At 71.6% G+C, this 12,316-nt stretch carries 14 protein-coding genes; 9 read left to right on the forward strand and 5 right to left on the reverse strand.

Annotation, left to right across the window (positions count from 1 at the left end; all coding sequences use genetic code 11):
- Positions 1-26 precede the first annotated feature (26 nt).
- Both N4G66_RS03895 and N4G66_RS03900 read right to left on the reverse strand, forming a co-directional pair.
- On the reverse strand, positions 27-1,043 hold the full coding sequence (locus tag N4G66_RS03895) for an aldo/keto reductase (RefSeq protein WP_261702503.1): 1,017 nt from the start codon (positions 1,041-1,043) through the stop codon (positions 27-29).
- The gene (locus tag N4G66_RS03900; protein WP_261702504.1) at positions 1,040-1,528 is read right to left on the reverse strand and encodes a MerR family transcriptional regulator; all 489 of its coding nucleotides are present in this window, start codon (positions 1,526-1,528) and stop codon (positions 1,040-1,042) included. The genes N4G66_RS03895 and N4G66_RS03900 overlap by 4 nt, the downstream gene beginning before the upstream one ends.
- Before the next feature lie 95 nt (positions 1,529-1,623).
- On the opposite strand from N4G66_RS03900, the gene N4G66_RS03905 reads away from it, so the two are divergent.
- Together N4G66_RS03905 and N4G66_RS03910 are read left to right on the forward strand one after the other, a co-directional pair.
- Complete coding sequence (locus tag N4G66_RS03905) at positions 1,624-2,094, forward strand: GNAT family N-acetyltransferase (protein WP_261702505.1); 471 nt, start codon at positions 1,624-1,626, stop codon at positions 2,092-2,094.
- Positions 2,095-2,113: 19 nt separating this feature from the next.
- Entirely contained in the window at positions 2,114-2,935 is an 822-nt protein-coding gene (locus N4G66_RS03910) for a serine hydrolase domain-containing protein (protein WP_261702506.1), read from the forward strand.
- An 85-nt stretch (positions 2,936-3,020) separates the two neighbouring features.
- Here the strand turns inward: N4G66_RS03910 and N4G66_RS03915 are convergent, their stop codons facing one another.
- Positions 3,021-3,842, reverse strand: a complete 822-nt coding sequence (locus N4G66_RS03915; protein WP_261702507.1) for an SDR family oxidoreductase — start codon at positions 3,840-3,842, stop codon at positions 3,021-3,023.
- Positions 3,843-3,936: 94 nt separating this feature from the next.
- Between N4G66_RS03915 and N4G66_RS03920 the strand changes: the two genes are divergently transcribed.
- A complete protein-coding gene (locus N4G66_RS03920; RefSeq protein WP_391858750.1) occupies positions 3,937-4,530 on the forward strand; it encodes a TetR/AcrR family transcriptional regulator in 594 nt (197 codons plus the stop codon).
- A 242-nt stretch (positions 4,531-4,772) separates the two neighbouring features.
- Here the strand turns inward: N4G66_RS03920 and N4G66_RS03925 are convergent, their stop codons facing one another.
- Positions 4,773-5,429, reverse strand: coding sequence for a pirin family protein (locus tag N4G66_RS03925; protein WP_261702697.1), 657 nt, complete (start codon positions 5,427-5,429; stop codon positions 4,773-4,775).
- A 95-nt stretch (positions 5,430-5,524) separates the two neighbouring features.
- Here N4G66_RS03925 and fasR point away from each other — a divergent pair, with 95 nt between their 5' ends.
- The 5 genes from fasR to fabF all read left to right on the forward strand — a co-directional run bounded on the left by fasR (position 5,525) and on the right by fabF (position 10,505).
- On the forward strand, positions 5,525-6,730 hold the full coding sequence (gene fasR / locus N4G66_RS03930) for a fatty acid biosynthesis transcriptional regulator FasR (RefSeq protein WP_261702508.1): 1,206 nt from the start codon (positions 5,525-5,527) through the stop codon (positions 6,728-6,730).
- 89 nt (positions 6,731-6,819) lie between these two features.
- Positions 6,820-7,746 carry an ACP S-malonyltransferase gene (locus N4G66_RS03935; RefSeq protein WP_261702509.1) on the forward strand — a complete coding sequence of 309 codons (927 nt, stop codon included), beginning with the start codon at positions 6,820-6,822 and terminating at the stop codon, positions 7,744-7,746.
- Positions 7,747-7,750: 4 nt separating this feature from the next.
- A complete protein-coding gene (locus N4G66_RS03940; RefSeq protein WP_261702510.1) occupies positions 7,751-8,782 on the forward strand; it encodes a ketoacyl-ACP synthase III in 1,032 nt (343 codons plus the stop codon).
- Between the two features lie 75 nt (positions 8,783-8,857).
- Positions 8,858-9,106, forward strand: coding sequence for an acyl carrier protein (locus N4G66_RS03945; protein WP_261702511.1), 249 nt, complete (start codon positions 8,858-8,860; stop codon positions 9,104-9,106).
- Between the two features lie 127 nt (positions 9,107-9,233).
- The gene (gene fabF, locus N4G66_RS03950; protein WP_261702512.1) at positions 9,234-10,505 is read left to right on the forward strand and encodes a beta-ketoacyl-ACP synthase II; all 1,272 of its coding nucleotides are present in this window, start codon (positions 9,234-9,236) and stop codon (positions 10,503-10,505) included.
- Positions 10,506-10,613: 108 nt separating this feature from the next.
- Here fabF and N4G66_RS03955 read toward each other — a convergent pair whose 3' ends face one another.
- The gene (locus tag N4G66_RS03955) at positions 10,614-11,108 is read right to left on the reverse strand and encodes a DUF3145 domain-containing protein (RefSeq protein ID WP_261702513.1); all 495 of its coding nucleotides are present in this window, start codon (positions 11,106-11,108) and stop codon (positions 10,614-10,616) included.
- Positions 11,109-11,417: 309 nt separating this feature from the next.
- Here N4G66_RS03955 and N4G66_RS03960 point away from each other — a divergent pair, with 309 nt between their 5' ends.
- The gene (locus N4G66_RS03960; protein ID WP_261702514.1) at positions 11,418-12,314 is read left to right on the forward strand and encodes an SGNH/GDSL hydrolase family protein; all 897 of its coding nucleotides are present in this window, start codon (positions 11,418-11,420) and stop codon (positions 12,312-12,314) included.
- The last annotated feature ends 2 nt before the right edge of the window (positions 12,315-12,316 follow it).

A 12,316-nucleotide genomic window follows, 5' to 3' on the forward strand; every position in this document is an offset into this window, starting at 1 on the left:
GCACCGGTCCCGGCTCTAGGCTGCGCTCACTCCCGGCCCGCCGACGAGAACGACATGTCCGGGTAGCGGTCGCCCGCCACCTTGGCCGCGACCGGCTCCAGGAGGGCCAGCTCGTCCTCGGTCAGGACGATGCCGGTGGCCGCCGTGTTCTCCTCCACCCGCTCGCGCCGGGTGGTGCCCGGGATCGGTACGACGGTCAGGCCGTGGACACGCGCCCGCTGCTGGACCCAGGCCAGCGCGATCTGGCCGAGCGAGGCACCACGGGCGTCCCCGACGGTACGGATCGGCTCCAGGAGCGCCACGTTCGCCGCCGCGTTCTCGCCGGTGAAGCGGGGCTGGGTACGGCGGACGTCGTCCTGCGCGAGGTCCTGGTCGGCGTTGCCGAAGGAGCCGGTGAGGAAGCCGCGGCCCAGCGGTGAGTACGGGACCAGCGCCACGCCCAGCTCGCGGGCGGCGGGCACCACGTTCGCCTCGATGTCGCGGCTGAACAGCGACCACTCCGACTGGACGGCCGCGATGGGATGCACGGCCTGGGCGGCGCGCAGTTCCCCCGCGGTGACCTCGCTCAGGCCCAGATGCTTGACCTTGCCCTCGCGGACCAGGTCGGCCATGGCGCCGACGCTCTCCTCGATCGGGACGTTCACATCGCGTCGGTGCATGTAATAGAGGTCGATCACATCGACGCCGAGGCGCTGGAGGCTGCCCTCGACGGCCTGGCGGATGTACGGCGGGTCGTTGCGGATGATCCGCTTGCGCGGATTGTCCGGCGGGACCGTGACGCCGTACTTGGTCGCGATGACGATCTCGTCCCGGTGCGCCTTGAGGAACGGCGCCAGGAACCTCTCGTTCTCGCCGCCGCCGTAGCCCTCGGCGGTGTCGTAGAGCGTGACGCCGAGTTCCAGCGCCCGGTGCAGGGCGGCCAGGGAGTTGTCGGCGTCCGGCGGTCCGTACGCCCAGCTCATGCCCATGCAGCCGAGGCCCTGCACACCGACCTCGGGCCCCTCGTCGCCGAGCCGTACCGTCGCGATCCTGCTGTCGGTCATCGAGACCTCTCCGACGCGAGGGCGCGCCCCGCGTCACCGTAGAAACTGATCTTCCGGTCGAGCACGGCGAGGGTGTCCTGGAGCTCCGCGATCCGGGCCCGGACGTCCCGGCGGGTCGCCTCCAGGAGTTCGTAGCGCTCCATGTAGGTGTGGTCGCCCGCGCGCACCATCTCCGCGTAGCGGACCATGTCGGCGACCGGCATCCCGGTGAGCCGGAGCTTGCCGACGAGGCCCAGCCAGTCCAGGTCGCGGTTGCTGTAGCGGCGCTGGCCGGTGTGCGAACGGTCGATGTGCGGCATCAGCCCGATGCGCTCGTACCAGCGCAGGGTGTGCGCGCTGAGGCCGGTGAAGACGACGACCTCGCTGATCGTGTAGTTGTCCTGGCCGTCCGGGCGCCGCTCCCGCTCGGGAGGGCCGGCGCAGGCGTCGGTGTCGGTCCCGGTGTCCGTCCCGGTGGCCTCGGCTGTGGTCTCCATCACCGTCATGACCCCACGCTAAAACCTTGGAGTGCACTCCAGGCAAGCCGAATCCGCCGAAATCGCGAGGACGTGGCCGGGAGGCGGTGGTTACCGTGCGGATCATGAGTCTCGTACGCCCCGCCACGCCCGAGGACGCCCGGGAAGTACTGCGCCTGCGCCAGGTGATGATCGATTCGGTGTTCGACATCGGCTCCTCCACCGAGTGGCACGCCGCTTCGCTGCCGACCGTACGCGAGAAGCTCGCCGATCCCGGGGGGTCCTTCGCCGCGTTCGTGGTCGACCACCCGGACCGGCCGGGGGCGCTCGCGGCCCTCGCCGCCGGGACGGTCGAGTACCGGATCGGGCGGGCGGACAACCCGCACGGCGCGGTCGGGTACGTCTTCAGCGTCGCCACCGACCCGGACGCGCGGCGCCGCGGATACGCCCGTGCCTGCGTGGAGACGCTCCTCGACTGGTTCCGCGAGCGGGGTGTCGCCCATGTCGACCTCAACGCGTCCGCCGAGGCCGAGCCGCTCTACGCGGCCCTCGGGTTCGTCCGCAAGCCCGACCCCTCGATGCGGCTGAGCCTCTGAGCCGCTTAGGCTCGTGGGCATGTCCTTGCAGAGTCTGGCGCTGATCTCGAACTGGCCCGTTCCCACCGCCGCCACCGCGGTCGTCCGCGCGGACGGCGCGGTGGCCGGCTCGTACGGGCCGGGCGGGCACCGTTTCGCGCTGGCCTCGGTCACCAAGCCGCTCGCCGCGTACGCCGCGCTCGTCGCGTACGAGGAAGGGGCGATCGAGCTCGACGAACCGGCCGGGCCCACCGGCTCGACGGTCCGTCATCTGCTCGCACACACCTCAGGGCTGGCCTTCGACGAGCACCGGGCGACCTTCGCGCCCGGGGCGCGGCGGCTGTACTCCAACGCCGGGTTCGAGGTGCTCGGGGACCACATCGCCAAGGCGGCGGACATGTCCTTCGCGGAGTATCTGCGCCAGGCGGTCCTCGAACCGCTCGGCATGACGGCGACGACGCTGGACGGTTCGCCCGCGAAGGACGGTGTCTCCACGGTGGACGACCTCGTCCGCTTCGCCGCCGAACTCCAGGCACCCCGGCTGCTGGATCCGCGTACGGTCGCGGAGGCGATGACCGTCCAGTACCCCGGGACCAAGGGCGTCCTGCCTGGGTACGGCCACCAGAGCCCCAACGACTGGGGGCTCGGCTTCGAGATCCGCGACTCCAAGTCACCCCACTGGACGGGGAGTTCGTCCTCAGCGCGAACCTTCGGCCACTTCGGGCAGGCCGGTACGTTCCTGTGGGTCGACCCGGCCGTGGGCGCCGCCTGTGTCGCGCTGACCGACCGGACCTTCGGGCCCTGGGCCATCGAGGCGTGGACCCCGTTCACCGACGCGGTACTGGCCGACCTCACCTCCTGACGCGGGACCTGCCGACGCCGGACCTGCCGACGCCGGACCTGCCGACGCGAGACGTTCCGAGGAGGCCCGGCGGGCCCAGGCACGGTCAGCGGAAGGCCGCCGCGTTGCGCCGCGCCCAGGCGGCGAAGGTGCCCGCCGGACGGCCGAGGACGCGTTCCACGTCGGGGCCGGCCCGCCGCTCCTCCTCGGTCGGCTCGCCCAGGATGGCGAGGGTGCCTTCGACAACGGGCAACGGCATGAAGCCCGCCATCAGGGCGTGCGCCTCCTCGCGGGTCTGCTCCGTGAAGCGCACCGGCTCGCCGAGGGCGGCGCCGATCGCGGCGGCCCGTTCGCGCGGGGTGGTCCGCGCGGGACCGGTCAGGGTGTAGACGGCCCCGGCGTGGGCGTCCTCGCGCAGGGCGGCCGCCGCGACGGCCGCGACGTCGTCGGGGTCGACGAAGGGCAGACCGATGTCGCCGAACGGCGCGGCGGCCTCCCTCCGGGCGCGGACCGATCCGGCCCAGGCGAAGGCGTTGGTGTCCATCCCGCCGGACCGCAGGACCGTCCATTCGAGGCCCGACTCCCGCACGGCCTTCTCGAAGCGGGCCGGGTGTCCGTAGGCCTCCGGCCGTGTTCCCACACCCTGTGAGGACAGCAGCACCACCCGGCGGATTCCGGCTGTCCGCGCCGTGTCCAGGACACCTTGCGGATCCTCGCCCGCCACCAGCAGGAACAGTGCTCCGGCACCCTCGAACGCCGGCCCGAGTCCGGCCGGTTCGGCCAGGTCGGCGGCGACCGCCCGGACACCTTCGGGCACCTCGTCCCCGCTGATCTTCCGGGCCACCGCCGTCACCGGCAGTCCGGCTCCGGCGAGCGTCCGCACCAGCACGCGTCCGACGTTCCCGGTCGCACCTGTCACCACATACATGCCGGTCTCCTCGACCCGTAGTTAGTTAGTCGACTGACTAACCCGACGAGCAGGACGCTAGCAACGCGGGAGGCCGCTGTCTATAGTCAGTCGGGTGACTGACTCAGAGATGTCCCGGGGGTCTCGGGCCAAGGCGGCCGGCAAGCGGCGGCAGCTGACGGCGGCCGCGGCCCGGGTGCTGCACGAGCAGGGCGTGGAGCGCACGACGATCGCCGACATCGCCCGCGCCGCCGAGGTCCCGGCGGGCAACGTGTACTACTACTTCAAGACCAAGGACGAGCTGGTCGAGGCCGCTCTCGCCGAACACGCCGGCCATCTGCGGGAACTCACCGACGAGCTCGACAAGCTCCCCGAGCCGCGGAACCGCCTCAAGGCGCTCATCACGGCCTGGGTCTCCGGGCGGGACACCGCGGCGCGCTACGGCTGCCCCACCGGCACCCTCGCCGCGGAGCTCGGCAAGCGGGACGAGGGCGGCCTCGATCTCCTGGCGGGACGAGTCGTCCGCCAGCTGCTGGACTGGGTCGAGCGGCAGTACGGGGAGATCGGCGTCGCCGACCCGGCGGGCAGCGCGCTGACGCTCGTCGGCGCCTACCAGGGGATGTCCCTGCTCTCCAACGCCCTGCGCGACCCGGAGATCATGACCCGGGAGGGCGACCGCCTGATCCGGGAACTGGACGCGCCGTCGTAAGCACCCGCTGCCGGCGCAGGCCCGGCCCGTCCGCGCGAAGGCTCACCCGCAGGCGCGGAGCCCGACCCGTCGACGCGCGGCCCGGCCCGTCGACGCGGAGCCCGGGCCGCCGACGCAGGACCAGTCCCCGGGCGCGGGGCCCGACCCTTCTGCGCGTGGCCCGACCCGCGGGCCCGGAGCCCGACCCGTCGGCATGTGGCCCGACCTGCCGACGTATGGGGGTCCGACCGGGGCCTCCGGCGTCAGCCGACCGCCATCTCCCACACCAGCAGCTCGGCGGGAACACCCGCGACCAGTTCCATGTCCTTCGCGTCCGTGACGCGGGCCGCGTCGCCCTCCCCCAGTTCCACACCGTCCAGGCGGACCTCGCCGCGTACGACTTGGACGTAGACGAAGGGCGCGTCCGGGACAGCCGTGCGCTCGCCCGCCGTCAGCCGGCGCACATGGAGCATGGCGCCCGCCTCGGGGACCGCGTACGGGGTGGAGTCGGCGATACCGCGGACGGTCTCGTACGCCGGGTCGCCGCCCGGTTCCATCGGGGCCAGCCACATCTGGACGAAGACCAGCGCCAGCTCGCCGTCGTTGCGCTCGACGTGGCGGACACCGCCCGCGGAACTCAGCCGCTGAACGTCGCCGTGGCGCAGCACCGTCTCGTGGCCTGCCGAGTCGCGATGGGTCAGCTCGCCTTCCACCACCCAGGTGACGATCTCGGTGTGGCTGTGCGGGTGCTCGTCGAAGCCTGTGCCGGGGGCGAGCCGCTCCTCGTTGCAGGCGATCATCGCACCGAAGCGGAGGTTGTCGGGGTCGTAGTGCGGGCCGAAGGAAAAGGCGTGGCGCGAGGAGATCCCGGCCGCCGGGTCCCCTCCGCGGTAGCGCTCGTCGGCGCGGCGGACGTCCATCACATCCACCACGGTAGCCCCGGCCCGGCGACCGCCCCGTGCCGACTTGCGACCCGCCGCCGCACAGCTCCGTCCGGATAAGGCAGTCTTGTCCCGTGCCCGAACCCGAAGCCAGCAAGACCGAGCGCCCAGCGCACGACGTCCACTCGCACACCGCGACCCTCAAGCGGCTGGAGAAGTCGGCCGGCAGTCTCGCCGCCCAGGCCATCACGCGGATGGACGAGACGCTGCCGTGGTACCGGGCCATGCCGCCGGAGAACCGGTCCTGGATCGGCCTGGTCGCCCAGGCCGGTATCGCCGCCTTCACCGAGTGGTTCCGGCACCCGGACGCGCCGCAGGCCATCTCCACCGACGTCTTCGGCACCGCGCCACGCGAGCTGACCAGGGCCATCACGCTGCGCCAGACGGTGGAGATGGTGCGGACGACAATCGAGGTCATGGAATCGGCCATCGACGAGGTGGCGGCGCCCGGCGACGAGTCCGTGCTGCGCGAGGCGCTCCTGGTGTACGCCCGTGAGATCGCCTTCGCGACCGCCCAGGTGTACGCGCAGGCGGCGGAGGCACGCGGCGCCTGGGACGCCCGGCTCGAATCCCTCGTCGTGAACGCGGTGCTCTCCGGCGAGGCCGACGAGGGCGCCGTCTCCCGGGCCGCCGCGCTCGGCTGGAACTCGCCCGAACATGTCTGCGTGGTGCTGGGCACGGCACCCGACGGCGACAGCGAGCTGACGGTCGAGGCGATCCGGCGGGCCGCCCGGCACGCCAAGCTGCAGGTGCTGACGGGGGTGCTCGGGGACCGGCTGGTCGTGATCGCTGGCGGCAGCGACAACCCGCTCGCCGTCGCCAAGTCACTCATCGGTCCGTTCGCCGCCGGATCCGTGGTCGCCGGGCCGATCGTGCCCGACCTGCTCGCCGCGACCCGGTCCGCGCAGGCCGCGGCGGCCGGGCTGAAGGCGTGTTTTGCCTGGCAGGACGCCCCGCGCCCGGTGCTGGCGGACGATCTGCTGCCCGAGCGTGCCATCGCCTCGGACCCGTCCGCCCGTGAGCAGTTGGTGGAGGAGATCTACAGACCGCTGGAGGAGGCCGGCTCCGCGCTCCTGGAGACTCTCAGCGTCTATCTGGAGCAGGCGAGCAGTCTCGAAGGCGCTGCCCGGATGCTGTTCGTCCATCCCAACACCGTCCGCTACCGGCTCCGACGTGTGACTGACGTCACCGGCTGGTCGCCCTCGGATGTACGATCCGCGTTCACGCTGCGGATCGCGCTGATCCTGGGGCGTCTGGCCGATGGAGATCCCCAGACCTAGGCTTTTGTCGGGGACCTACAATTCCCTCTCGTGTTCTTCGTCCCTGTCCCCACGGGCGGCCGTGGCCGTCCACAAGAGAGAGTGTGAGAGTGCTCGTACTCGTCGCTCCCGGCCAGGGCGCTCAGACGCCCGGCTTCCTGACTCCTTGGCTCGACCTCCCCGGCGCCGCCGAACGCCTCGCCGCGTGGTCGGACGCCATCGGGCTCGACCTTGCCCACTACGGCACGCAGGCCGACGCGGACGCGATCCGTGACACGGCTGTCGCACAGCCGCTCCTGGTCGCCGCCGGCCTCCTGTCCGCCGCGGCACTCGGTGACGTGACCCCTGGTGCCGTCGCCGGCCACAGCGTCGGCGAGATCACCGCCGCCGCGTTCGCGGGAGTGCTCGACGACACCGCCGCGCTGTCCCTCGTACGCAAGCGCGGCCTGGCGATGGCCGACGCCGCCGCCATCACGCAGACCGGTATGTCGGCACTGCTCGGCGGGGACCACGAGAGCACGGTCGCGCACCTGGAGAAGCTCGGGCTCACCCCGGCGAACGTGAACGGCGCGGGCCAGATCGTGGCCGCCGGCACGCTGGAGCAGCTGGCCGCCCTGGAGGCGGACAAGCCCGAGGGCGTCCGCCGTGTCGTGGCCCTGAAAGTGGCGGGCGCGTTCCACACCGTCCACATGGCCCCCGCGGTCGAGGCGCTGGCCAAGGCCGCCGAGGAACTGAGTCCGGCGGACCCGCGCGTCACCTACGTCTCGAACCGGGACGGCCAGGCCGTCGCCTCCGGTGCCGAGGTCGTCTCGCGCCTGGTCGGCCAGGTCGCCAACCCGGTCCGCTGGGACCTGTGCATGGAGACCTTCCAGAAGCTCGGCGCGACCGCGCTGATCGAGGTGTGCCCCGGCGGCACGCTGACCGGTCTCGCCAAGCGCGCGCTGCCCGGCGTCACGACGCTGGCCCTGAAGACACCCGACGACCTCGACGCGGCTCGCGAGCTCATCGCCGAGCACAGCCCGGCCCAAGGAGCCTGAGAGCATGTCGAAGATCAAGGCACCCAAGGGAGCTCCTTTCGCGCGCATCCTCGGCGTCGGCGGCTACCGTCCCGTGCGGGTGGTGCCCAACGAGGTGATCCTGGAGACGATCGACTCGTCCGACGAATGGATCCGCTCACGCTCGGGCATCGAGACCCGGCACTGGGCCTCCGACGAGGAGACCGTCGCCGCGATGTCGATCGAGGCGTCCGGCAAGGCCATCGCCGACGCCGGGATCGCCGCCGAGCAGATCGGCGCCGTGGTGGTCGCCACCGTGTCGCACTTCAGCCAGACCCCGGCCATCGCCACCGAGATCGCCGACAAGCTCGGCACGAACAAGGCCGCGGCCTTCGACATCTCGGCCGGCTGCGCGGGCTTCGGCTACGGACTGACCCTCGCCAAGGGCATGATCGTCGAGGGTTCGGCGGAGTACGTCCTCGTCATCGGCGTGGAGCGGCTGTCCGACCTCACCGACCTGGAGGACCGCGCGACGGCCTTCCTGTTCGGCGACGGCGCGGGCGCGGTCGTCGTGGGTCCCTCCGAGGAGCCGCACATCGGCCCCACGGTCTGGGGCAGCGAGGGCGACAAGGCCGGCACGATCAAGCAGACCGTGCCGTGGGACCGCTTCAAGGTCGGCGACGTCTCCGCGCTCCCGCTCGACTCCAAGGGCGAGATCAAGTTCCCTGCCATCACGCAGGAGGGCCAGGCGGTGTTCCGCTGGGCCGTGTTCGAGATGGCGAAGGTCGCACAGCAGGCGCTGGACGCGGCCGGGATCAGCCCGGACGACCTGGATGTCTTCATTCCCCACCAGGCCAACGAGCGGATCATCGACTCGATGGTGAAGACGCTGAAACTGCCGGGACACGTCACGGTCGCGCGTGACGTGCGCACCACCGGCAATACCTCGGCCGCCTCGATTCCGCTCGCAATGGAGCGGCTCCTGGCGACCGGTGAGGCGAAGAGCGGCGACACCGCGCTCGTCATCGGCTTCGGGGCGGGTCTCGTGTACGCCGCGACGGTCGTTACCCTCCCCTAGGCACTCCGTACCGGATCATCCGGTCCGTACGGAATATCGCCACCCCTCTGGAAACACACCGAAGGAGCGCCTGACATGGCCGCCACTCAGGAAGAGATCGTCGAAGGTCTCGCCGAGATCGTCAACGAGATCGCCGGGATCCCCACCGAGGACGTCCAGCTGGACAAGTCCTTCACCGACGACCTGGACGTCGACTCGCTGTCCATGGTCGAGGTCGTCGTCGCCGCCGAAGAGCGCTTCGACGTCAAGATCCCGGACGACGACGTCAAGAACCTCAAGACCGTCGGCGACGCGACGAACTACATCCTCAAGAACCAGGCCTGATCTTTCGGTCACCTGGGCCGACCGTCCGGGTTCACCGGGGCCTAGTGCCCTGGTTGCCCTGGGCTGATGCCCCGCCACCCGGCGGTGGCGCCGCTGAATCCTCGTATCCGTTGGAGAAAGAATTCCCGTGAGCCCGACCAATCGCACCGTGGTCGTCACCGGTATCGGCGCAACCACACCGCTGGGTGGCGACGCAGCCTCTACCTGGGAGGGCCTGATCGCCGGACGTTCCGGCGTCCGCCCCCTCGAGCAGGAGTGGGCCGCCGACCAGGCTGTCCGTATCGCGGCTCAGATCGCCGTGGAGCCGGGCGAGGTCATTCCCCGCCCGCAGGCCCGCCGCCTGGACCGCTCGGCGCAGTTCGCGCTGATCGCGGCCAAGGAGGCCTGGGCGAACGCCGGTTTCACCGACAAGGCGGGCGAGGACCCGAGCGTCGACCCCGACCGGCTGGGCACCGTCATCGCGTCCGGCATCGGTGGCGTGACGACCCTCCTCGACCAGTACGACGTGCTGAAGGAGAAGGGCGTACGCCGCGTCTCCCCGCACACCGTCCCGATGCTGATGCCGAACGGTCCCTCCGCCAACGTGGGGCTCGCCGTGGGCGCCCGCGCCGGTGTGCACACCCCGGTCTCCGCCTGCGCCTCCGGCGCCGAGGCCATCGGCTACGCCATCGAGATGATCCGCACGGGCCGCGCCGACGTCGTCGTCGCCGGTGGCACCGAGGCGGCCATCCACCCGCTTCCCATCGCCGCGTTCGGCAACATGATGGCGATGTCCAAGAACAACGACGACCCCGAGGGTGCCTCGCGCCCCTACGACGTCGCCCGTGACGGCTTCGTCCTCGGCGAGGGCGCCGGCGTCGTCGTCCTGGAGTCCGCCGAGCACGCCGCCAAGCGCGGCGCCCGGGTGTACGCCGAGGCGGTCGGCCAGGGCATCTCGGCCGACGCGCACGACATCGTGCAGCCGGAGCCCGAGGGCCGCGGCATCGCGCGCGCCCTGCAGAACCTGCTCGACAACACCGACCTGGACCCGGCCGAGATCGTGCACGTGAACGCGCACGCCACCTCGACGCCTGCCGGTGACGTGGCCGAGCTGAAGGCGCTGCGCAAGGTGTTCGGCGACGAGGCCGACCACTTCGCGGTCTCCGCGACCAAGTCGATGACCGGCCACCTCCTCGGTGGCGCCGGTGGCGTCGAGTCGGTCGCGACCGTGCTCGCCCTGTACCACCGGCTCGCGCCGCCGACCATCAACGTGGAGAACCTCGACCCCGAGGCGGAGGCCGCCGCCGACATCGTCCGCGGCGAGGCGCGCAAGCTGCCCGTCGAGGGCCGCATCGCCGCGCTGAACGACTCGTTCGGCTTCGGTGGGCACAACGTGGTGCTGGCGTTCCGCAGCGTCTGACGCCGGTTTCCCTGTTCTGAATGACGTGTGGCCCGTACCCCTGGTTCAAGAGGTACGGGCCACACGTCTTTCGTTCTTCGGTTGCGGTCCCGCACCCCTGACGGAGCGTCACACCACCTGGTGCAGCCAGCGGACCGGGGCCCCCTCGCCCGCGTAGCGGAAGGGTTCCAGCTCGTCGTCCCAGGGCTTGCCGAGGAGCTTGGCGAGGTCGGCCTCCAGGTCGCTCTCCCCGCGCTGGGAGCGCAGCAGCGCGGCGCGCAGACGGTCCTCGGGGATGAGGATGTCGCCGTGGATGCCGGTGACCGCGTGGAAGATGCCGAGCTCGGGGGTGCAGCTGTAGCGCTCGCCCTCGGCGGTGGGGCACGGTTCGGCGGTGACCTCGAAGCGCAGCAGGTGCCAGCCGCGCAGCGCGGAGGCGAGCTTGGAGGCGGTGCCGACCTCGCCCTTCCAGGAGAACTCGGATCTCCAGGTGCCCGGCGCGGCGGGCTGCCGGATCCAGTCGAGGTTGACGCGCGTGCCGAGCACCCCCGCGACCGCCCACTCGACGTGCGGGCACAACGCGCGGGGCGCGGAGTGCACGTAGAGAACTCCACGTGTCGTCACTGGGGCCTCCGGACAGAGCGAGACATCTTGTAACTTAGCGGAACGGCAGTGGCAGGGCGGCCACGTGGCGAGGCTACCCTGCGGCGGCGCAAGGAGTGTGACGTACCGTCGGTCCAAGCGCCGTGAACCTCCGAGGTTTCACCCGGCGGGACGTGTCCGGACTCCCTTGCCGGGGGTCCGGGGTCGTCTCCCGGATGGAGACGGCCGCTCCATGGAAACGCGGTGCGACCGACCGTGTACGACGTGGTGCGACCGACCGTGCGGGACGGATGCCGACCAACCCTGTACAACGAACGAGGAGACCAGGGGATGCGGAATCGCAGCCACCGTTCACGGGCCGTCCTCGCCGTCGCGGCGGCGGCGCTCCTGGGCGTCGCCGCGTGCGACGCCACCGGTGGCAGCTCCTCCGCACCCAACGGGACGGGAGCGCGGCCGTCCCCGAAGCCGACGCCGGTCTGGAACCGCAGCCCGGACTCCATGGCCGCGGTCGGCGACTCCATCACACGCGGGTTCGACGCGTGCAGTGTGCTGTCCGACTGCCCCGAGGTGTCGTGGGCGACCGGGAGCGATCCGCAGGTCGACAGTCTTGCCGTACGGCTGCTCGGCGCGACCGGGGCGGCCGAGCGCAGCTGGAACTACGCGGTCACCGGCGCACGGATGGCCGACCTCCCCGGCCAGCTGGCACAGGCGGCGACCCGCAGGCCGGAGCTGGTCACGGTGATGGCGGGCGCCAACGACGCCTGCCGCTCCTCCGCCTCGGCGATGACGTCCGTCGCCGACTTCCGGGCCGAGTTCCAGGACGCGCTGGACACCTTGCGCGGCACGCTGCCCAAGACCCAGGTGTACGTGTCGAGCGTGCCGGATCTCAAGCGCCTGTGGTCCCAGGGGCGCGGCAATCCGCTGGGCAAGCAGGTCTGGAAACTGGGCATCTGCCCTTCGATGCTCGGCGACGCGGACTCGCTGGGCTCGGCGGCGACCGCGCGGCGCGGACAGGTGCAGGACCGGGTGAAGGCGTACAACCAGGTGCTGCGCGAGGTGTGCGCCAAGGACCGGCGCTGCCGCTTCGACGGGGACGCGGTCTTCGACTACCGCTTCGGTACGGACCAGTTGAGCCACTGGGACTGGTTCCATCCGAGCAGGGACGGACAGGCACGACTCGCGGAGATCGCCTACCGGACCGTCACGGCACGCGAACCCGTGACCTAGGG

It is taken from the genome of Streptomyces rhizosphaerihabitans (assembly GCF_025399795.1).
GTDB lineage: Bacteria > Actinomycetota > Actinomycetes > Streptomycetales > Streptomycetaceae > Streptomyces > Streptomyces rhizosphaerihabitans.